This window comes from Nonomuraea sp. NPDC049709, from assembly GCF_040674815.1.
In the GTDB taxonomy this organism is placed as follows: Bacteria; Actinomycetota; Actinomycetes; order Streptosporangiales; family Streptosporangiaceae; genus Nonomuraea.
In genome coordinates this window covers 188,813-209,222 of the sequence record NZ_JBFANM010000011.1, presented here as the reverse complement: position 1 = coordinate 209,222, position 20,410 = coordinate 188,813, and the positions used below count along the sequence as shown (strand labels likewise).

18 protein-coding genes are annotated in these 20,410 nt (G+C 71.8%); 12 read left to right on the top strand and 6 right to left on the bottom strand.

The features are described from left to right. Positions 1–12: 12 nt before the first annotated feature. Positions 13–894, bottom strand: a complete 882-nt coding sequence (locus tag AB0J69_RS13855) for a MurR/RpiR family transcriptional regulator (protein WP_364116691.1) — start codon at positions 892–894, stop codon at positions 13–15. An 85-nt stretch (positions 895–979) separates the two neighbouring features. On the opposite strand from AB0J69_RS13855, the gene AB0J69_RS13850 reads away from it, so the two are divergent. The 10 genes from AB0J69_RS13850 (at position 980) to AB0J69_RS13805 (ending at position 10,987) form a co-directional block, all read left to right on the top strand. After that, entirely contained in the window at positions 980–2,530 is a 1,551-nt protein-coding gene (locus tag AB0J69_RS13850; protein ID WP_364116664.1) for an ABC transporter substrate-binding protein, read from the top strand. Then, on the top strand, positions 2,530–3,492 hold the full coding sequence (locus AB0J69_RS13845) for an ABC transporter permease (RefSeq protein WP_364116662.1): 963 nt from the start codon (positions 2,530–2,532) through the stop codon (positions 3,490–3,492). Before AB0J69_RS13850 ends, AB0J69_RS13845 begins: the two co-directional genes overlap by 1 nt. Beyond that, a complete protein-coding gene (locus AB0J69_RS13840; RefSeq protein WP_364116660.1) occupies positions 3,489–4,319 on the top strand; it encodes an ABC transporter permease in 831 nt (276 codons plus the stop codon). Before AB0J69_RS13845 ends, AB0J69_RS13840 begins: the two co-directional genes overlap by 4 nt. After that, positions 4,316–5,227 carry an N-acetylmuramic acid 6-phosphate etherase gene (gene murQ / locus AB0J69_RS13835; RefSeq protein ID WP_364116658.1) on the top strand — a complete coding sequence of 304 codons (912 nt, stop codon included), beginning with the start codon at positions 4,316–4,318 and terminating at the stop codon, positions 5,225–5,227. The genes AB0J69_RS13840 and murQ overlap by 4 nt, the downstream gene beginning before the upstream one ends. Then, a complete protein-coding gene (locus AB0J69_RS13830; RefSeq protein ID WP_364116656.1) occupies positions 5,224–6,429 on the top strand; it encodes an anhydro-N-acetylmuramic acid kinase in 1,206 nt (401 codons plus the stop codon). Before murQ ends, AB0J69_RS13830 begins: the two co-directional genes overlap by 4 nt. Beyond that, entirely contained in the window at positions 6,426–7,484 is a 1,059-nt protein-coding gene (locus tag AB0J69_RS13825; protein ID WP_364116654.1) for a serine hydrolase domain-containing protein, read from the top strand. Before AB0J69_RS13830 ends, AB0J69_RS13825 begins: the two co-directional genes overlap by 4 nt. Continuing rightward, the gene (locus AB0J69_RS13820; protein WP_364116652.1) at positions 7,481–9,073 is read left to right on the top strand and encodes an ABC transporter ATP-binding protein; all 1,593 of its coding nucleotides are present in this window, start codon (positions 7,481–7,483) and stop codon (positions 9,071–9,073) included. The genes AB0J69_RS13825 and AB0J69_RS13820 overlap by 4 nt, the downstream gene beginning before the upstream one ends. Before the next feature lie 30 nt (positions 9,074–9,103). Next, positions 9,104–9,532 carry a helix-turn-helix domain-containing protein gene (locus AB0J69_RS13815; protein ID WP_364116650.1) on the top strand — a complete coding sequence of 143 codons (429 nt, stop codon included), beginning with the start codon at positions 9,104–9,106 and terminating at the stop codon, positions 9,530–9,532. A gap of 4 nt (positions 9,533–9,536) precedes the next feature. After that, the gene (locus tag AB0J69_RS13810; RefSeq protein WP_364116648.1) at positions 9,537–10,268 is read left to right on the top strand and encodes a carbon-nitrogen hydrolase family protein; all 732 of its coding nucleotides are present in this window, start codon (positions 9,537–9,539) and stop codon (positions 10,266–10,268) included. Between the two features lie 71 nt (positions 10,269–10,339). Continuing rightward, a complete protein-coding gene (locus AB0J69_RS13805) occupies positions 10,340–10,987 on the top strand; it encodes a sensor domain-containing protein (protein WP_364116646.1) in 648 nt (215 codons plus the stop codon). Here AB0J69_RS13805 and AB0J69_RS13800 read toward each other — a convergent pair. Next, positions 10,965–11,774, bottom strand: coding sequence for an SDR family oxidoreductase (locus AB0J69_RS13800; RefSeq protein ID WP_364116644.1), 810 nt, complete (start codon positions 11,772–11,774; stop codon positions 10,965–10,967). The two genes, AB0J69_RS13805 and AB0J69_RS13800, sit on opposite strands and share 23 nt — an antisense overlap. Before the next feature lie 71 nt (positions 11,775–11,845). Between AB0J69_RS13800 and AB0J69_RS13795 the strand changes: the two genes are divergently transcribed. Then, on the top strand, positions 11,846–12,457 hold the full coding sequence (locus tag AB0J69_RS13795) for a helix-turn-helix domain-containing protein (RefSeq protein WP_364116642.1): 612 nt from the start codon (positions 11,846–11,848) through the stop codon (positions 12,455–12,457). On the opposite strand, the gene AB0J69_RS13790 is transcribed toward AB0J69_RS13795, so the two are convergent. Beyond that, complete coding sequence (locus AB0J69_RS13790; protein ID WP_364116640.1) at positions 12,442–16,296, bottom strand: S8 family serine peptidase; 3,855 nt, start codon at positions 16,294–16,296, stop codon at positions 12,442–12,444. The genes AB0J69_RS13795 and AB0J69_RS13790 overlap by 16 nt on opposite strands. A gap of 156 nt (positions 16,297–16,452) precedes the next feature. On the opposite strand from AB0J69_RS13790, the gene AB0J69_RS13785 reads away from it, so the two are divergent. Continuing rightward, positions 16,453–17,262: an alpha/beta hydrolase gene (locus AB0J69_RS13785; protein WP_364116638.1), complete on the top strand. Its 810-nt coding sequence runs from the start codon at positions 16,453–16,455 to the stop codon at positions 17,260–17,262. On the opposite strand, the gene AB0J69_RS13780 is transcribed toward AB0J69_RS13785, so the two are convergent. The 3 genes from AB0J69_RS13780 to AB0J69_RS13770 are packed head-to-tail and all read right to left on the bottom strand — an operon-like array spanning position 17,259 to position 20,352. Continuing rightward, positions 17,259–18,080 carry a carbohydrate ABC transporter permease gene (locus AB0J69_RS13780; protein ID WP_364116636.1) on the bottom strand — a complete coding sequence of 274 codons (822 nt, stop codon included), beginning with the start codon at positions 18,078–18,080 and terminating at the stop codon, positions 17,259–17,261. The genes AB0J69_RS13785 and AB0J69_RS13780 overlap by 4 nt on opposite strands. Further along, on the bottom strand, positions 18,077–18,994 hold the full coding sequence (locus AB0J69_RS13775; protein WP_364116634.1) for a sugar ABC transporter permease: 918 nt from the start codon (positions 18,992–18,994) through the stop codon (positions 18,077–18,079). Before AB0J69_RS13775 ends, AB0J69_RS13780 begins: the two co-directional genes overlap by 4 nt. Next, entirely contained in the window at positions 18,991–20,352 is a 1,362-nt protein-coding gene (locus tag AB0J69_RS13770) for an extracellular solute-binding protein (RefSeq protein ID WP_364116632.1), read from the bottom strand. Before AB0J69_RS13770 ends, AB0J69_RS13775 begins: the two co-directional genes overlap by 4 nt. Between the last annotated feature and the right edge of the window lie 58 nt (positions 20,353–20,410).

Sequence of the window (20,410 nt, the reverse complement as noted above, 5' to 3'; positions counted from 1 at the left end):
ACCGGAACACGGCTAGACCCGCTTGACGACGCGGTCGTGCACCACCGCGTACGTGTTGCGCAGCGCCTCCATCGACTCGTCGTAGGAGGCCTGCGCGACCGCCGTGAACAGGCAGTCCACGACCATGAGCTGGGCGATGCGGCTGCCCAGCGCGCCCGAGCGGAACTTGGTCTCCCGCGCGGCCGTCGTGAGCGTCACGTCGGCCGTGCGGGCCAGCGGCGAGTCGCTGAAGTTCGTGATCGCGACCGTCGCGGCCCCCGACTTGCGGGCGATGGACAGGAACTCGACCGTGTCCACGGTGGCCCCGGTGTGCGAGACGGCCACGGCCACGCAGCCGTACTTCAGCGTGGCCGCCGAGGTCCAGGCCGAGTGGGAGTCGTGCCAGTTGATCGCGGTACGCCCGATGCGCGACAGCTTCTGCTGCAGGTCGAGCCCCACCAGCGCGCTCGCCCCCACGCCGAAGGTGTCGATCCGGCGGGCGGCCAGCAGCAGCAGCACCGCCTCGCCCAGCGCCTCCATGTCCAGCGAGCGGGCCGTGTCGGCGATGGACAGCGTCTCGTTCATCGCGACCTTGGAGACGATGCCCTCCAGGCTGTCGTTCCGGTCGATGTCGCCCGACACCTCGGGCAGGCTCGACCTGGCGTGCTCCTCCCTGGCCACCGCCCTGGTCAGATCGATCCTGAAGTCCATGTAGTGGGCGTAGCCCATGCGCCGGTAGAAGCGCACGACCGACGTCGTGGAGGTGCCGCAGCGGGCGGCCAGCTCGGCGATGGACAGGTTCGCCACCGCGGCCGGATCGCCGGTGAACACCTCGGCGATGCGCCGCTCCGACGGCCGCAGCGCGGGCATGGCGGCACGGATGCGGATCAGCAGGGTCTCGGCGTCCTCGGCCATCGTCACCCATCCCGGTTGATGGAAAGAAAATACCCTGGTGGTATGGTCTGCGTAATTTTATGACCTACTGCCCAGAGGAGACCACATGCCCCGTGGCGCCGTCTCCGCGGCCGGCATCGCCGCTGCGCTTTCCCTCGCCCTCACCAGCTGCTCGTCCTCCTCTCCTGGGCCCGCCACCGGCACCGGCTCGACCGGTCAGGCCGGCGGCACGCTCGTGGTCGGCGTGACCTCCGACCCGGACACGCTCTTCCCCTGGAAGGCCACCCAGTTCCAGGCCGTCAACGTGCTGCAGAACCTGTACGGCACGCTCACCGAGTTCGACAAGGACCTCAACGTGGTCCCCGGCCTGGCCGAGTCCTGGGAGACCTCGGAGGACGGGAAGAAGCTGACGCTCAAGCTCCGCCAGGGCGTGACCTACGCCGACGGAAGCGCGTTCGACTCCAAGGACGTCAAGGACTCCCTCGACAAGATCATGGACGAGAAGACGGCGGCCGTGGCCAGGGCCTCGCTGTCGTCGGTGAAGTCCGTCGAGGCCCCCGACGCGGGCACGATCGTGCTGGAGCTGACCGGACCCGACGCCGCGCTGCCCGCCAACCTGGCCACGGTCAACATGGCCATCCTCTCCTCCGACGACACCGAGGAGAAGCTCAACGCCACGCCGAACGGCACCGGCCCGTTCACTCTCGGCAAGCGCGTGCCCAGCCAGTCGATCACGCTGGCCAGGAACAACAAGTACTGGGGCACCGAGAAGCCCAAGGTCGGCTCGGTCGAGTTCCGGGTGATCCCCGACGAGTCGTCCATCGTCTCGGCCATGCAGTCGGGCAACGTACAGCTCGCGGTCTTCAACGACCCGCTCGTCGCGCAGACCGCCGGGGGCGGCGGCACGATCACCGTCGCCAAGACGCCGCAGCTCAACTACCACGTCCTGCAGCTCAACGCGCAGCGCGGCGACCTCAAGGACGTCAACGTGCGCCTGGCCGTGCAGTGCGCGATCGACCGCAAGCAGGTGCTGGACACCGCGGCGCTCGGCGAGGGCGAGGTGACCGGCCCGATCACCGCCCCGGCGTTCAAGTCGGACCCGAACAAGCGCCCCTGCCCCACCCGCGACCTCGCCAAGGCGGCCGAGTATCTCGGCAAGGCCGGCAAGTCCGGCGGCGTGACGGTCAAGACCATCGTGTCCCAGGGGGAGTACGCCACCTCCGTCAACGAGGCCCAGAACCTCAAGGCCCAGCTGGCCGAGGCGAAGATCAACCTGGAGCTGGAGGTGCTGGAGTCGGGCGCGTTCGTGGACCGCTGGGTGGCGGCCGACTTCGACGCGGCCGTCGCGCTCAACGGCGGCCGTCCCGACCCCGACGGCTCCTACGGCCGCTACTTCACCAGCAAGGGCAACCTGAACAAGGTCGCCGGCTACAGCTCCCCCGAGCTCGACAAGCTGTTCGCCGAGGGCAAGGCCACGACCGACCAGGCCGAGCGCAAGGCCATCTACGACCAGGTGTCGGCCCAGCTGGAGGACAACGCGGCGTGGATCTGGCTGTTCGCCGGCTACACCTACACCGCCACGACCTCCAACGTGCAGGGCTTCGTGCCGATGGCCAGCGGCTCGCTGCAGTACCTGCGCACCACCTCCGTCGGCTGATGTTCCTGCGCAACCGTGTCGTGCGGCGCGTCGCCGAGACGCTGGGCATCCTGTTCGGGGTGGCCGTGTTCGTCTTCGTGATGCTCCGCGCGATCCCCGGCAACCAGATCACGGCGGGCCTCGGCACCGAGGCCGCCGCGCTCACCCCGGCCCAGCGGCAGGCTCTGGAGCAGTACTACGGCCTGGACCAGCCGCTGGTCACGCAGTTCTTCTCGTGGCTGGGCAACATGTTCACCGGGAACTTCGGCTACTCGGCCCGCTCCCAGCAGAGCGTGCTGGAGCTGACCCTGAACGCGCTGCCGGTGACGTTCGAGCTGGCGGTGTTCTCGATCGTGCTGGCCCTGCTGATCGGGGTGCCGCTCGGCATGCTGGCCGCCTCCCGGACGAACTCGGCCAGGGACGCCGCCGGCCAGGTCGTGAGCCTGGCGGGCTTGTCCATCCCGGCGTTCCTGCTGGCCACGACACTGCTGTCGGTCTTCGCGGCGTCGTTCGGGTTCAACCCCAACGGGCAGGGCTTCGCCCCGCTCTTCGAGAACCCGCTGCTCAACCTGCAGCAGATGTTCCTGCCCGCGCTCGTGCTGGGCTTCGGCATCGCGGCGCCGATCCTGCGCACCACCCGCACGGCGGTGCTGGAGGTGCGCTCGAACGACTTCGTCCGCACCGCCCGCGCCAAGGGCGTGCCGGAGCGGCGGCTCCAGGTCAGGCACGTGCTCGGCAACGCGCTGGTGCCGATCGTGACCATGACCGGCCTGCAGTTCGGCTACCTGCTGGGCGGGGCGGTCGTGGTGGAGCAGATCTTCTCCGTGCCCGGCATCGGGCGGCAGGTGCTGCTGGGCATCCAGCAGAAGGAGTACGCGGTCGTGCAGAGCACGGTGCTGGTGATCGCGCTGGCGTTCGTCCTGGTGAACCTGCTGACCGACATGCTCTACCGGATCATCGACCCGCGGGTGAGGGCCTCATGAGCGCCCTGCTGCGGCGCAGCCCGGCGGGGCTGGCGGGCGTCGTGATCCTGGTGCTGCTGGCCGTGGTCGCGGGGCTGGGCTACCTGGGGCTGCTGCCGTACGACCCGATCGCGCAGCACCCGCCCTCGCGGTTCCTGTCGCCGTCGGGCGAGCACCTGTTCGGCACCGACCAGTTCGGCCGGGACGTCTTCTCCCGGGTGGCGGCCGGGGTGGGCAACTCGGCGCTCATCGCGGTCGTCGCGGTGGCGTTCGCGACCGTGGTGGGCACGCTGGGCGGGCTGGTGTCCGGCTTCTACCGGGGCCTGGCCGACGGGGCGATCGGCGGGGTGACGAACGTGCTGTTCGCCTTCCCGCCGCTGCTGCTGGCGCTGTCGCTGGCCTCGGTGCTGGACCGCAACTGGTTCACGATCGCCGTGGCCATCGCCATCGTGTACGTCCCCATCTTCGTCCGCGTCACCCGCGGGCCCGTGCTCTCGCTCAGGGAGATCGAGTACGTGAAGGCGGCCGTCTCCACCGGCCAGAGCCGCGGGCAGATCATGCTGCGTCACGTGCTGCCGAACATCACCTCGATCATCGTCATCCAGGTGGCGCTGTCGCTGTCGTGGGCGGTGCTGACCGAGGCGTCGCTGAGCTTCCTGGGCCTGGGCACGCCGCCGCCGGCGCCGTCGCTCGGCTCGATGATCTTCGAGGCGCGCAGCCTCGTGTTCGTGGCCCCGTGGACGCTGATCGCGCCCGGCGCGGTCGTCGTGCTTCTCGTGGTGGGACTGAACCTGCTCGGCGACGGCCTGCGCGACACTCTCGACCCCCGAAACCGAGGAAAGCGGTGAACAACCTCTCAGAGCTGACGACCGAGTCGGCCGATCCGCGCTTCGCCGGCATCGACGCGATGAGCGTCGGGGAGCTGGCGGCGACGATGAACGCGGCCGACGCCACGGTGCCGGCCGCCGTCGCGGCGGCGCTGCCCAGCATCACCGCGGCGATCGAGGCCGCGGCCGCGCGCATGGAGGCCGGCGGCCGGCTCGTGTACGTGGGCGCGGGCACCCCGGGCCGGCTCGGCGTGCTGGACGCCTCCGAGTGCCCGCCGACGTTCTCCACGCCGCCCGAGCAGGTCTTCGCGATCATCGCGGGCGGCGAGAGCGCGATCGTGTCCCCCTGCGAGGGGGCCGAGGACGACGAGGAGGCGGGGGCCGCGGGCGTGGCCGAGGCCGGGATCGGACCCCTGGACACCGTGGTGGGCGTCGCCTCCAGCGGGCGCACGCCGTACGTGCTGGCGGCCGTGCGGCGGGCGCGCGAGCGCGGCGCGCTGACCGTCGGGTTGTCGTGCAACGCGGGCACGCCGCTGAGCGCGGCGGCCGAGCACGCGATCGAGGTGCTCGTCGGGCCCGAGGTGATCAGCGGCTCGACCCGGCTCAAGGCGGGCACGGCGCAGAAGCTCGTGCTCAACATGTTCTCGACGATCGTGATGGTGCGGCTCGGCAAGACGTACGGGAACCTCATGGTCGACGTGAAGGCCAGCAACGGCAAGCTGCGCGAGCGGGCCGTGCGCATGGTGCGGACCATCACCGGGGCCGGGCGCGAGGAGGCGCTGGCCGCGCTGGACGCCAACGGCTTCAACGTCAAGCAGGCGGTCGTGGCCTCGCGCTTCGACCTGTCACCGCAGGACGCGGCGGCCCGGCTGGCCAGGGCCGGCGGGCGGCTGCGGACGGCACTGGAAGAACGCGGGGAGTGGGCGTGAAGGTTCTCGGGATGATCTCCGGCACTTCGCACGACGGGATCGACGTGGCCGTGGTGGACTTCGAGCCGGTCGGGAGCGTGCTCGAAGGCCGGGTGGGGCACACGGCGAGCACGCCGTACCCCGCCGGACTGCGGTCCCGGCTGATCGCGGCGCTGCCGCCGGCGCGCACGACGCTGGCCGAGGTGTGCGAGCTGGACACGCTCATCGGGCAGTGCTTCGCCGAGGCGGCGGCCGCGGCGATCGAGGCGGGCGGCCCGGTGGACCTGGTCGTCTCGCACGGGCAGACCGTCTACCACTGGGTGGAGGGCGCGCACGCGCTCGGCACGCTGCAGATCGGGCAGCCCGCGTGGATCGCCGAGCGCACGGGAGCGCCGGTGCTGTCGGACGTGCGGATCAGGGACATCACGGCGGGCGGGCACGGCGCGCCGCTGGTGTCGGTGCTGGACGGGCTGCTGCTCGGCGCGCACGACGGCGGGGCGGCGGCGCTCAACCTGGGCGGCATCGCGAACATGACGGTGGTGCGCGGGGACTCGCTGCTGTACGCCTACGACATCGGGCCGGCGAACGCGCTGATCGACGCGGTGGTGACGGGCCGGGGGCTGAACGCACGGGGCTTCGACGAGGACGGCCGGATCGCCGCCTCGGGACGGGTGGCCGAGCGGCTGCTGGAGGTGCTGCTGGACGAGCCGTACTACCGGCTGCCGGCACCGAAGAGCACCGGCAAGGAGCTGTTCCACCCGGGATACGTGGAGACGGCCCTGGCGAAGGCGGGCCTGCGCCTCGGCGACGCGGCGGAGGCGGCTGCCGGGACGGGAACGATCGGGGACGCGGACCTCGTCGCGACGCTGACCGAGCTGACCGTGCGCACGGTCACCCAGGACGTGCTGGCCGCCGGGGTGAGCGCGCTGGTCGTCTCGGGCGGCGGCTGCCGCAACCCCGTGATCATGGACGGGCTGCGGGCGGCGCTGCCCGGCGTGCGGGTGGCGCCGTCCGACGACTACGGCGCGCCCGCCGACGACAAGGAGGCGATCGCGTTCGCCCTGATCGGCTGGCTGACCGCGCACGGCCTGCCCGGCACCGTGCCCGGCGGGACGGGCGCCCGCGCCGCCCGCATCCTCGGCACGCTGACCCCGGGCGCCGGACCGCTGGTCCTGCCCGCCCCCGCCACCGAGCCGCCGCGGTCCCTGGTGCTGACCCGATGACGTCGCCGGCCACCCCGCCGCCCGCTCCGCCGCCGGGCCTGGTCATGGCGGCGCGCACGCCCTGGTTCGACCTCACCGAGTGCGCCGGGCACCGCACCGTGCGCCAGGAGGAGGACGGGCTCGCCGGGGCGGCGCCCATGACCATGGACACCTACCACGACCTCGCCTCGGTCACGAAGGTCGTGGCCACGACCACGATGCTCCTCCGCCTGGTGTCCGACCGGCTCGTGGACCTGGACGCGCCGCTGAGCGCGTACCTGCCGCGGTCGTACGAGGCGATCACCGTGCGGGACCTGCTCCTGCACCGGGGCGGGCTGTGGGAGTGGTGGCCGCTGTACATCCAGGCGCAGTTGCCGCCGCCCCGCTACCGGCCGGGCCGCGCCCGGCACTACTCCGACCTCGGGTTCGTGCTGCTCGGCCGGATCGTCGCGGCGGTCACCGGGCTGCGCCTGGACCGCGCGCTGGCCGAGCTGGTCACCCGGCCGCTCGGCCTCACCTCGACCACGTACGCCGGCCCGGCCGGCTCCGAGGTGGCCATGGGCGCCCTGGACGACCGGGTCGAGATGACCATGCTCGACACCGGGCGGCCGTACCCGGTCCCCTACCGCAGCACGGACTTCGCCCGCTGGCGCGCCGAGCCCGTGATCGGCCAGGTCGCCGACGGCAACGCCTACCACGCCTTCGACGGCGTCTCCGGGCACGCGGGCCTGTTCTCGACGGTGCCCGACCTGCTGCGGTACGCCACCGCGCTGTCCAGGTACGAGGAGTACGACCACCTGTGGCGGCCCGAGGTCGTGCGGGAGTTCTTCGCCCCCGGCCCCGACCCCGAGCAGGCGCTCGGCTTCCGCAGGTACGCGCTGGAGCTGCCCGGTGAGACCGTCACCGTCCTCGGCCACCCCGGCTACGTCGGCTGCGCGGTCGGCTTCGTGCCCGGCCGCGACATCGCCCTGGCCCTGGCGAGCAACCGCCTGCTCGTCGAGGGCGCCCCGACGCCCACCGACGCCCTCTGGCACGACCTGCTGCAGGCCACCGAACACCGATCGAGGACCGCATGACCCCGCTCCTGGAGATCCGAGACCTCTCGGTCGCCTTCCGCACCCGCAAGCAGGACGTCACCGTCGTCAGGAACGTCTCGATGGAGATCCTGCCCGGCCAGACCGTCGCCGTGGTCGGCGAGTCCGGCTCGGGCAAGTCGACCACGGCGGCCGCGGTCAACCGGCTGCTGCCCGACAACGGCCGCATCACCGGCGGGCAGGTGCTGTTCGACGGGCGCGACCTGGCGACGGCGAGCGAGCGCGAGATGACCGCGATCCGCGGCGCGGGCATCGGCCTGGTCCCGCAGGACCCGATGTCGAACCTCAACCCGCTCATGCGCATCGGCGACCAGATCGCCGAGGCGCTGGAGGTGCACGGGGTCGCCACCGGCCGGGCCGCGCGAGCCCGCGTGGTGGAGCTGCTGGACATGGTGGGCATCCCGGATCCGGCGCGGCGGGTCGCCCAGTATCCCCACGAGTTCTCCGGCGGCATGCGGCAGCGCGCGCTGATCGCCATGGGGCTGGCCTGCCGGCCGAAGCTGCTCATCGCCGACGAGCCGACCTCCGCGCTCGACGTGACCGTGCAGCGGCGCATCCTCGACCAGCTGGAGCAGCTCACCGCCGAGATGGGCACGGCCGTCTTCCTCATCACGCACGACCTGGCGCTGGCGGCGGAGCGGGCCGACGTGGTGGCGGTCATGTACCAGGGCGAGATCGTGGAGACGGGGCCGGCAGCCGGGATCCTGGCCGATCCCGGGCACGAGTACACCCGCCGGCTGCTGAAGGCCGTGCCGAGCCTGTCGTCGGTACGCGTGAGCGAGCCGCCCGGCGATTCCGGCGAGCCGCTGGTCGTGGTGGACGGCCTGCGCAAGGTGTTCCCGGTCAGGGGCACCGGCGAGGAGTTCACGGCGGTGGACGGGGTGTCGTTCAGCGTCCCGCGCGGGCGTACCGTCTCGATCGTGGGCGAGTCCGGCTCCGGCAAGTCGACGACCGCGAACCTGCTGCTCGGCCTGGACGACCTGACCTCGGGCAGCATCCGCTTCGACGGCACGGACCTGACCGCGCTCGGCAGGCGGGAGCTGTTCGCCTTCCGCCGGCGGGTGCAGCCGGTCTTCCAGAACCCGTACGCCTCCCTCGACCCCCGCTACACGGTGGAGAAGTCGATCACCGAGCCGCTGCGCGTGCACCGCGTCGGCACCCCGGCCGAGCGGAGGAAGACGGCCGCCGAGCTGCTGGACAAGGTGTCGCTGCCCGCGTCGATGGCCGAGCGGCTGCCGCACGAGCTGTCCGGCGGCCAGCGCCAGCGGGTGGCCATCGCCCGCGCCCTGGCCCTGTCGCCCGAGCTGGTCGTGCTCGACGAGGCCGTCTCCGCGCTGGACGTGCTGGTGCAGGCGCAGATCCTGGAGCTGCTCGCCGGGCTGCAGCGGGAGCTGGGCCTCAGCTACCTGTTCATCAGCCACGACCTGGCCGTGGTCCGGATGATCTCCCACGCGGTGCACGTCATGCGCGCCGGGCGGATCGTGGAGAGCGGCACGGCGGAGGAGATCTTCGACCACCCGTCGGACGACTACACCCGCGAGCTGCTCGCGGCGATCCCCGGCAGCCGGTAAGTTGGAAATCTGGACTTAGGAGGCGGCGTCATGCCCAGGGAATGCTCGATCGCCAACGCGCTGGCGGTCGTCGGCGAGCGGTGGAGCCTGCTGGCCCTGCGGGAGATCTTCCTGGGCGTGCGGCGCTTCGACCAGATCGCCCGCAACACCGGCGCCAGCCGCGACATCCTCACCGCCCGGCTGCGCAAGCTGGAGGAGGCCGGGCTGCTGGAGCGCCACAAGTACGAATCCCACCCGCCGCGCTACGAATACGTGCTGACCGAGCCCGGCCAGGCGCTGCACTCCGTGCTGCTGACGCTGATGGCCTGGGGCGACCGCTACGTCACCGAGGGCGCGCCGCCCACGGTCTGGGCCCACTCCTGCGGCGAGGTCCTGGAGCCGGTCACGGTGTGCGCGCGCTGCCAGGAGCCCGTGCGCCCCGAGGAGATGACCGCGTTCCACCTGCACGGGTCACAGTAGACACGTGAAGATCCTCCTGGTTCAGCCCCCTCACTGGTCCCCCGACGGCCACGCCAACTTCGACGCCGTCGAAGAGCTGCTGCCCCGCCCGTGCGCGGACGTCGTGCTGCTGCCCGAGCTCGCCGGCTCCAGCCTGCCCCGCGCCGACTACCTGGCCAGGGTGCGCGCCCTGGCCGTGGGGTCGGGGATGGCGGTCGTCGGGGGCTCCCACTACGACGGCGCGGTCAACCGGGGCGCGGTGTTCGACGCCGGGGGCACGCTGCTGCTGGAGTACGACAAGGTGCACCCGTACGGGCTGGAGCTGCGCTCCGGGGTCCGCCCCGGGCGGCCGAGCGGCGGCTTCGAGCTGGGCGGCCGCCGCCTGCACGTGCTGCTCTGCGCGGACCTGTGGTATTCGGCAAGCCTGGCCGGGCACGACGCGCTCGACGCGGTCCTGGTGCCCGCCTTCTCCGTCACCCGCTGGGACGGCCCCGCCCCGGCCCGGGAGTTGTGGCAGCACATGAGCGTGGCGCGGGCGTACGAGTTCATGACGTACGTGGCGGTCAGCGACTGGCACCACGAGACCACCTACCGCGGCCACCCCTGCGCTGGGGTCACCGGATTAGCCAACCCGTGCCCCGAGACGCACTCCGGCTTCTTCACCGGCCCGCCCGACGCGCCCGTCTCGGCCCACGCCCTCGACTTCGACCGGCTGGACGCCTTCCGGCACGACCGCGCCGAGCGCGGGTTCCGGTAGGGCTGGCCCTACCCTCCATAGGGCCGCGAGCAGGGTCGATCGGCGCGGGCCCGGCTCGTAGCGTTCTTCCCATGAGAACCCTCCGCCGCCGCCTCGCCACCGACACCCGCTACACCCTGCTCGGCCTGCCCACGGCCGTCGCCCACTTCACCGTGGTCGTGGCCGGGGTCTCGGCCGGGCTGGGCAGCGCGGTCGCGTTCGTCGGCCTGCCCATCCTGGCCGGCACCGCCCTCATGGCCAGGAACCTGGCCGACTTCGAACGGGTCGCGCTCCCCGACGTGCTCGACCGGCCCGTCGGCCGCCCCCACTACGGGACCACCCCTGCCGGCGCGGGCTGGTTCCGCCGCGTGATGAACCCGCTGACCAGCGGCCAGGCGTGGCTGGATTTGCTGCACGGCATCGTCGCCTTCCCGATCGCGCTGGCCGCGGCCGTCGTCACCGCCGTGTGGTGGGCGGGCGCGATCGCCGGCCTGACCTTCCCGATCTACGGCTGGGTCCTGGCCCGCATCCCGGAGGTGGACGGCGGATGGCCGGCCCTGCTCGGGCTCGGGGACGGCGATCTGGCGTTCGTCGGCTTCAACACCCTGGTCGGCGTGCTGTTCGCGCTGACGCTGGTGCCGGTCGTGCGCGGCGCGGCGCTGATCAAGGCGAGCGTGGCCCAGGCCATGCTGACCCGCGCCCCCGCCTGCACCCCCGTCAGCGAGCCACGCTGGGCGTGAGCTCGTCCGCCACCTGCCGCGTGACCAGCCGGCCGATGAGGGCGATGAGCTTGCGCGGCCGGCGCGGCATGAGGTGGGCCATCGCGAGATTGCCTCGACCGGGGACCACGTAACCCCGGTCGTTCTCGTATGCCCGCAAGGCCGAAGCGACGACGGACTCCGGAGTGGCGATCCTGGCCCCGATGGCGGCCTTGCGGGTGCCGATCCGGTCGAAGAAGGCCGTCTCGACCGGGCCGGGCGTGACGGCGAGGACCTTCACGCCGCGGCCGCACAGCTCGCTCCACAGGGCCAGGCTGAAGTTGAGGACGAACGTCTTGGACGCGCCGTACGTCGCGAAGTACGGGGTGATGTTGAAGCCGGCCGTGGAGCCCACGTTGATCACCCCGCCGGCGCCCCGGTCGAGCATCCCCGGCAGGAACGCGTGCGTCAGGCCCACCAGCGCGACGACGTTGACCATGAGCTCGTCGTGCTCGCGCTCGGGCGCGATCCGGGCGAACTGGCCCGCCGTGCCGAAGCCGGCGTTGTTGACCAGCAGCTCGACCGTGATGCCGCGGGCGGCGCACTCCCCCGCGACCCGCGTGGCCGCGTCGGGCGCCGACAGGTCCTGGACGATCACGTCCGCGCGTACGCCATAGCGGGCGCGCAGGTCGTCGGCGAGCGCTTCGAGGGCCGGCGCCGACCTGGCGACCAGCACCAGGTCGTGGCCCTGAGCGGCCAGCTGCCGGGCGAACTCCGCGCCGATCCCGGAGGAGGCGCCGGTCACGAGAGCGGTTCCCTTGGTTGTCATGAACTAGAAAGTATCAGATCAATCCATATCTGCGGCAATTAGTCGCAGTTAAACCCAGTAACGTCTCCTTCATGGGAAAACTGCGGGCCGACGCCGAGCGCAGCATGCGGGCGATCATGGCAGCGGCGGAAGACGTGCTGAGCGCCAGCCCGGTGGCCACGATGGAGCAGATCGCCGAGGCGGCCGGCGTGGCCAGGGCCACCATCCACCGCAGGTTCGCCAGCCGGGAGGCGCTGATCGAGGCCATGGAGGTGGCCGCGTGGCGGGAGATCCTGGAGGCGGTGCTCGCCGCCCGCCCGCACACCGCGCCCCCGCTCGTCACGCTGCACCAGGCCACCGCCAACATCCTGCAGATCAAGCCCTGCTGGCGCTTCACCCTGGCCCGCCCGGTGCCCCTCAGCCATGAGGCCCAGGCCGTGCAGGCGGAGGTGATGGGGATGTGCGAGGCCGTCCTGGGCAAGCTGCTGGGCCCCGGCGCCGACATCGCCTGGGCCAGGCAGGTCTACCTCGCGCTGCTGGGGGAGGCCGCCCACGGCACTCCCCCAACAGCGGGCCCAGCAGCGGGCCCAGTTTCGGGCCCAGTTTCGGGCCCAGTTTCGGGCCCGGCGTCAGGCAGGGATCCTGACGCGCTCGCCACGAGGGTGATCGACACCCTCATGCACGGCGTTCAGCGCACGACGTAGGCGCGGATCACCTCCTGCGTGAGCGTGTTGCCGTTGACGTCGGAGGCGTTCAGCCGCAGCGAGACGAACCCGGACGGCGCGCGGTCGAGCGTCGTCTCGTAGGCCCGCTTCCCCTTGTCACGCAGGCGGGCGGGCTTCCAGGTGGCGCCGTCGTCGTACGACACCTCCAGCGCGACGTCCTTGATCGCGCTCTGCTCCGCCCCCTCCTGGTGGCGCAGCGACAGGCCCAGCTTGCGGGACCTGGCCTGGTTCTTCAGGTCCACGGGCGCGTCGAAGGCGGCCTGCAGCAGCGGGACCACGGTCGTCTCCGCGGCCCGCTCCGAGGTGAACGTCCACACGCCACGGGTGCGGGTGGACAGCTTCGCCCAGTCCGACTCGTTCGTCAGGTCGTACTCGATCCGGTACGTGCCCTTCTCCGCCGGCAGCGTCCCCGACCCGGCGGGCAGGTAGTCCGTCTGCCACAGCAGCGTTTCGCCCTGGTAGAGCCGGAAGTCGGTCTTCATGCCGCGCTCGAACAGGCTGGTGTAGGCCTCGCCGTAGTTGCCCTGCGCGTCCACGAAGCCCTGCATCGAGATCCGGAGCTTGTCACCCTCCCGGCGTACCGGGTTGCGCGGGTTGGTGCCGGGCAGCAACGGCTGCTTGAACACGCTGCGGGCGGCCCGCTCCCCCGCCTCGTACGGCCGGAACTCCGGCGACGACACCCCCACGCGCACCGTGTCCGGGTGCGGCCACATGTTGTTGTACGGTCGCTCCGGCGTGCTCGCCGACGTGCTCCACCGCAGCTCGGGGTCGGGCGTGACGTAGTCGGTCCGGGTGCGCGGCGTCCTGGCCATCGGGTGGTTGGTCGAGATCGACAGGGTGTCCCAGGGCTCGAAGACGTAGCGGGCCTCGTTGACGGTCACGTCGTCGGCCAGCTGGCTGTGGTAGCCGGTGTCGATCCTGGCCAGCGACCTCGCGCGGACCACGTAGTCGAGGGACTCGCGGACCCGGCCCTTCTCCCGCAGGTACAGGTCGTAGACGTACGGGCTGGCCACGATGCCCTTGGCCACGATCGGCACCGGCAGGCGGCGCAGCCGCTCGACCAGCTTCAGCCCCTGCTCGTGGGTCAGCCGCACGGTCGGGACCGCGAGCTTGACCCGGTTGCCGCCCGTGGTGACGTCGGCGCCGGGCCGGTCGCTGTAGACCGCCACCATCGCCGCCCCGGCCGCCGCCGCCGCGTTGGACTGGGCGGAGACCGGCACGCCGTCGGTGCGGCGGATGACGGCGAGCCTGCCGCGCAGGTCGCGGGCCCTGATCTCCTCCGCGCTGCCCCGGCCGGCGTCCACCGCCATGAGCAGGCGGGTGCCGTCCAGGCGCGGGTACTCGGTGGCGAAGTCGCTGAACTGGACCGGGTCGACGTACTCGGGCTCCAGCTCCAGGCCGAGGGAGGAGAAGGCGATCTCGGGGGCCTTCAGCCGCCAGCGGGTGGCCACCACGAACGTGCCCTTGGTGACCTTCCTCGTCGGCTGGACGAACAGGCGCTCCTCGACCTGCCCGCCGGGCGAGATGGTGGTGCCGCCGCGCAGGGCCGTGCCCTGCTCGCCGGTGCGGTACCACATGAGCGCGGCGGCCGCCCCCGTGTTCCGCTTGGTCCTGTGGTCGGGCGTCTCGACCTCGACCTCCACGGCTTCGCGGGCGTCGAGGACGACCTCGGTGTTCTCGGTGATCTCCATCTCCGGGTCGCCGAGCAGGCTCTCGTTGAGCGGCTTTCCGCTCTCGGTGCTGGACTGCGTGGCGGGCATGGTGAAGATGTGGCCGAGCACGGAGTAGGTGCCGGGCTTGACGAGCAGGCAGGTGCCGGAGCCGTACTTGGCGTCGGTGCAGGGCTGGGCCGGGTCGCCGGGGAGCACGCGGCCGACCAGGGTGCCCTCGTCCAGGTTCAGCACGGTGAAGCCGCCGCGGCCGGTGCGGCCGTCCCTGGCGACTCCGCGTACGCGCAGCTCGACCCGCTTCTCCTCGACGCTCGCCGTCAGCAGCGTGCGCGTGCCCGCCGCCGTCAGCTCCTGGCGCAGCGCTCCCGCCCTGGCCGCCTTGAGCGTGACCTTCACCTCGGCGGTGCCGCCGGCGGGCACGGTGAGCCTGGCCGGCTCGACGGTGAACGCGTCGCCGCCGGACAGCTCCAGCTCGGCGGGTGCCTGGCCGGGGTTGCGGTAGCCGACGGTGAGCGTCTTCTCCTCGCCGAGGGTGAGCTTGCCGAAGTTGAGCGAGCCGGCCGAGGCCACGACCGGGCTCTTGAGTGCGGCGGCCACGTCGATCCGGCCGGCGCCCTGCGCGTCCACCGGGATGTCCTGGCCGGGCCTGGCGGTGGTCATGAGCAGGGACTTCAGCTCGGAGCCGGTCAGCCCCGGGCGGGCCTGGCGCAGCAGCGCCGCCGCGCCGGCGACGTGCGGGGTGGCCATGGAGGTGCCGGACATCGCGATCCGGCCCCCGCCGGTGCGCGCGGCGGAGATGTCCACGCCGGGCGCGGTGACGTCGGGCTTGACGGCCTGGTCGGCCAGGATCGGGCCCCTGCTGGAGAAGTCCGCGAGCCGGTCCTGCTTGTCCACCGCGCCGACGGTGAGCGCGTCGGGGGCGTCGCCGGGGGCGCCCACGCACGAGTCGCAGCCGTCGTTGCCCGCGGCGACCACGAACAGCGTCCCGTACTGCTCGGTGAGCCTGGACACCGCCTCGGTGAGCGGGCCGCCCGCCTCGGGGCTGCCCAGGCTCATGTTGACGACCTCGGCGTGCTTCTCGCCGGCCGCCCACTCCATGCCGTCGATGATCCAGGACAGCTGGCCGTAGCCGTCGGCGGCCAGCACGCGGCCGTTGAGCAGCTTCGCGCCGGGCGCGACGCCCTTGCCGCCGGTCCCGCCGCCCGTGCCGCTGTCCGTGCCGCTGTCCGTGCCGCTGTCCGTGCCGCTGTCCGTGCCGCTGTCCGTGCCGCCGCCCGTGCCGCCGCCAGTCCCCCCGCCAGTCCCCCCGCCCGTGCCGCTGTCCGTGCCGGCTCCGGCGATGGTGCCGGCCACGTGGGTGCCGTGGCCGTGGGGGTCGCCGGTGACGTTCTCGCCGGTGAAGTCGCGCTGGTCGGCGACCTTGCCCGCAAGCTCGGGGTGGGTGGCGTCGACGCCGGTGTCGAGGACGGCCACGGTGGTGCCGGTGCCGTCGTACCCGGCGGCCCACGCCTCGGGCGCGCCGATCTGCGGCACGCTGTCCGCCAGCACCGGCGCCACCTTGCGGTCGAGCCAGATCTTGGTCACGCCCGCCAGCGACCCGGCCGCGCGCACCTGCGGGGACGGGGAGGCCAGCCTGGCCAGCTCCGCCCCGAACGCCGCCGCGTCCGCGGCCGCCACCGACACGCCCGCGCCGCCGATGCTCTCCAGCGTGCGGACCTGCTTGGCGGCCGGCACCGCGGCCTTGGCCGCGTCGGCGGCGTAGGTGAGGATGAGCGGGATGGCGGCGCCGTACCGCTGCTCGGCCAGCGCCGTCACGTTGAAGAGCGCGGTGTCGAGCCGCTCGGGGACCAGCGTGGCGACGTCGTCGGGGATGACCGTGACCCCGCGCTCGGACTCCAGCACCTGGAACGTCGGCACGGAGCCGTCCGCCCGGGGTACGGGGGTGACCGTCACGGACTTGTGCTCACCGTCCACGGCGCGCACCTGTACCCGGTCACCGGTGATCAGGGTGATCTCGCCGCTCGCCGCCCCGGCCGTGAATTCCGTGGGCGGAGCGGTGACCGCGTCCGCGCCGGGAACCGAGAGCAGCGAGGCCGCCATGACCGCCGCGGCGGCCATCACCGTCCCTCGCCTTAAGCCGCGCAGCATGGACGACCTCCAGAGAATCGGTAAGCACGAATACCGAATTCCTAGTCATCCTGAACTGCGCTGTCTATGAGATGGCCGTGGCTAGATCCTGACTTGTCGTGAACCCGCCAGCGCGGGGTTGGCGGCCCGATCAGGCCCGTCTACAGTGAGCGGACCATGGACACAGGAATGCTCGACGTCCCGGGCGCCAGGCTCTATTACGAGGTACGCGGCTCTGGTCCGGTGCTACTGGTGATCCTCGGCGGCGGCGCCGACGCCGCGATGGCCGCCCCGCTCGCCGAGGCCCTGTCCGGCCGCTACACCGTCATCACCTACGACCGGCGCGCCGCCACCCGCAGCCCGCTGACCGGGCCGCCCGGGGAGCAGCGGATCGAGGAGCACGCCGACGACGCGCTGCGCCTGCTGGAGGCGGCCGGCGCGGACCCCGGCCACGTGTTCGCCACCCACGCGGGCGCGCTGATCGCGCTCGACCTGCTGGCCCGCCGCCCGGAGCGGGTGCGGCGGCTGGTGGCGCACGAGCCGCCCGCCTTCGAGCTGCTGCCCGACGCCGAGCACTGGCGGCGGCTGACGCGCGAGGCCCTGGACCTCTACGAGCGCGAGGGCGCCGGGCCGGCGGTGCGCAAGCTCGGCAAGGAGACCGGCATGATGCCGCCCGGCGCGCCGGACCCCGGCCTGCCGCAGTGGGTGCGCGACATGCTGACCAGGATGACGGCCAACAGGGAGACGAACCTGCGCTACGAGCTGCGCCCGTTCAGCGCCTACGTCCCCGACGCGGCGGCGCTGCGCGGGACCCCGATCGACGTGGCGTACGGTGCCGACGACCGGGGCGGCGTCTTCCACCGCGCCGCGCTCGCCGTGGCCGAGCTGCTCGGCGGGCAGGCGGTGGAGCTGCCCGGCGACCACGTCGGCTACCTGCGCAGCCCGGCCGAGTTCGCCCGGGCCCTGCACGACCGCCTGGCCACCTAACCCTTCACCGAGCCGGCGAAGTTGAACGACCCGGCCAGATACTTGTTGACCGCCACGTAGAGGACCACCGCCGGGGCCGTGTAGAGGATGGAGAAGGCGGCCAGCTGCCCGTAGGCCACCTGCCCGTACTGCGAGAAGAACGTGTAGACGGTGACGGCCGCCGGCTGCTTCTCCGGGGCGTCCAGCAGCACGAACGGGGCGAAGAAGTTGCCCCACTGCCCGACGAAGACGAAGATGGCCACCACCGCGATGCCGGGCGCCATCAGGGGGCCCACCACGGCCCGCAGCGACTGCACCCAGCCGGCCCCGTCCACCCAGGCCGCCTCCTCCAGGCTCACCGGCACCCCGTCCATGAAGTTCTTCATCATCCAGATCGAGAACGGCAGCGAGCTGGCCGTCAGGAACAGCACCATCGCCGGCACCGAGCCGTAGAGGTTGAACCGGAAGAACATCGCGTAGACCGGGACGAGGATCGCCGTCACCGGCAGGCCGGTGGTGAACAGCAGCGTCAGCATGAAGTGGCGGCGGTAGCGGAGCTGGTAGCGCGACAGCGGGTACGCGGCCAGCCCGGCCACCAGGACCGTCAGGATCGCCGTCGAGCCCGAGATGACGATCGAGTTGATCAGCGGCAGGATGATCGTCTCCCAGGTCAGCACCGCCTTGAAGTTGTCCAGGGAGAACGTGGGCGCCGGCGCGGCGGCCAGCGTGGCCTCCGGCTGCACCGAGGCGATCAGCACCCACACGAACGGGCCCAGGAAGGCCAGCGCGATGAGGAGGAGGGCGAGCGAGGCCGCGCCCCTCGCGGCGAGCCTGGTCATGCGTCCTCCACCTTGATCAGCCGAAGGTAGACCAGCGAGAACAGGGCGCCGATCACGAGCATGACCAGGGCGATGGCCGAGCCGTAGCCGATCTCGAAGTAGCGGAACGCCTGCTCGTACATGTAGAGCGGGGTGGTCTGGCTGGCCGTGCCCGGTCCGCCGCCCGTCAGGGCGTAGATGAGGCCGAAGCTGGCCAGCGTCTGCAGCGTGATCAGCATGAGGTTGGCCATGATCGAGCGGCGGATCAGCGGCAGCGTGATGTGCACGAGCCGGCGGACCGGGCCGGCCCCGTCCACCGCGGCCGCCTCCACCAGGTCGCTGGGCACCTCCGACAGCGCGGCCGAGTACACCAGCATCGAGAAGGCCGTGCCGCGCCAGATGTTGGCCAGGATGACCGCGACCATCGGGGCCGTGTAGAGCCACTCCTGCGAGATGCCGAGCACCGCGTTCAGCGTGCCGTCCTCCGCCAGGAACGCGAACCAGCAGGCCGCCGCCACGACCTCGGGCATCACCCAGGCTCCGATGACCACGCCGTTGACCACGCTGCGGGTCACCCGGCCGCGGCCGCGCTGGAGGAGGGCGATGATCAGGCCGAGGGTGTTCTGGCCGATGACGGCCGAGCCGATGACGAAGACGAAGGTGAGCAGGAAGGAGTTGAGGAAGTTCGGGTCGCCGAAGAGCTTGACGAAGTTCGCGAAGCCCACGAACTGCGAGTTCACCGAGGCCGAGCCGGTCAGGGTCTCGTTGGTGAAGGCGATGTAGACGCTCCACAGGATGGGCCCCGCCAGGAAGAGCGCCAGCAGCACCAGCGCGGGGCCCAGGGGCAGCAGCCAGCGCAGGACCCGCCGCCGCCGTGACGGGCCGCCCGGGGGCGAGCTCGTCACGGGCGGGGACGGTGCTGTGGCGATCGTCATCGGGCCAGGACCTTGTCGGCGCCTCCGACGGCCGTGGGCAGTGCCTTGACGTAGGCCGCGGTGGCCTCCTCAGGGGTCCTGGAGCCGGTGGTGACCGCCTCCATGGCCTCCTGGACCTGGGCCGACACCTTCGGGTACGCCTCGTACGCCGGCCGGTAGCGGGTCACCGTGGCCAGGTCGGTGAAGAACTTGACGCTCGGGTTGTCGGCGGTGTACTTCGGGTCGGCCGCGACGTCCTTGCGGGGAGCCAGGTCGCCCGTGCTCACCGAGTACGTCATGGAGTTCTCCTTGTTGGTGGCCACCGTGATGAAGTCGAAGGCCTCCTGCTTGAGCTTGGTGTAGGAGCTCATCGCCATCACCCAGCCGCCCGACATGCTGATCGCCCCGGGCGCCTCGCCGTTCTGCGTCGGCATGGCCGTCCAGCCGATCTTCTCCTGCCACTGCGGCCACGGCTTGGTGCTGGTCGGCTTCCAGGCCGCCGCGGTCCACGCGCCGTCGAGCGAGATGCCGACCTTGCCCGCGGGGAACCACTCCAGGTTGACCTTGTCGGCGAGCTTGGCGTTGTGCGCGTCGGCCTGCTTGGGGCCGAGCTCCTCCCGGTAGATCGTGTTGATGAAGGTCAGGGCATCGGTGAAGTTCTTGCCGCCGGCCACCCACTTCTTCTGCGCGTCGTCGTAGAGGGTGCCGCCGGGAGTGCCGTACAGGAGCATCTCGAAGCCCTGCATGGTCGACGCCTCGCCGTGGACCTTCGTGGAGTACATGCTGAACGGGACCGTGCCGGGCACCTTCTGCTTGATCGTCCGGGCGGCGGTCAGGACGTCGTTCCAGGTCTTCGGCTCCCACGGGACGGGGAGGCCGGCCTTGGCGAAGACGTCCTTGTGGTACCAGAGGCCGCGCGTGTCCGTGCTGATCGGGACGCCGTAGATCTTGCCGTCACCGCCCTTGGCGGCCTGCTTGACCGAGTCGGGGAACTGCGTGCTCCAGTCGGGCCACTTGGCCAGGTAGTCGTCGAGCGGGGCCAGCTTGCCCGCCGCGACGTCCGCGTTGACCTGGAACGTGTCGTGGTAGTAGAGGTCGGGCGCCGAGTCGGGAGAGCGGTTGAGCAGGGCCAGCTTCGTGTAGTAGGCCTCGTTGTTGCCCTGCACCGGGGTCAGCTTGATCGTGACACCGGGGTGGGCGGCTTCGTACTGCTTCTTGGCGTCGCCGAGCATCTTCTCCAGATGCGGCCACGTCGGCTCGACCTTGTAGAGGACCTCGAGTTCCTTGGCTCCGGAGGATTCCTGCGCGGCGTCGCTGCCGCAACCGGCGGCTGTCAGCGCTGTCAACAGCAGGAGGGAACCGGCCAGGCTACGGTTCATCACGGCCTCCCCTTGTTTCCCTGGGTTGACGAGAACGTAAATCTTTTTGATTTACTAA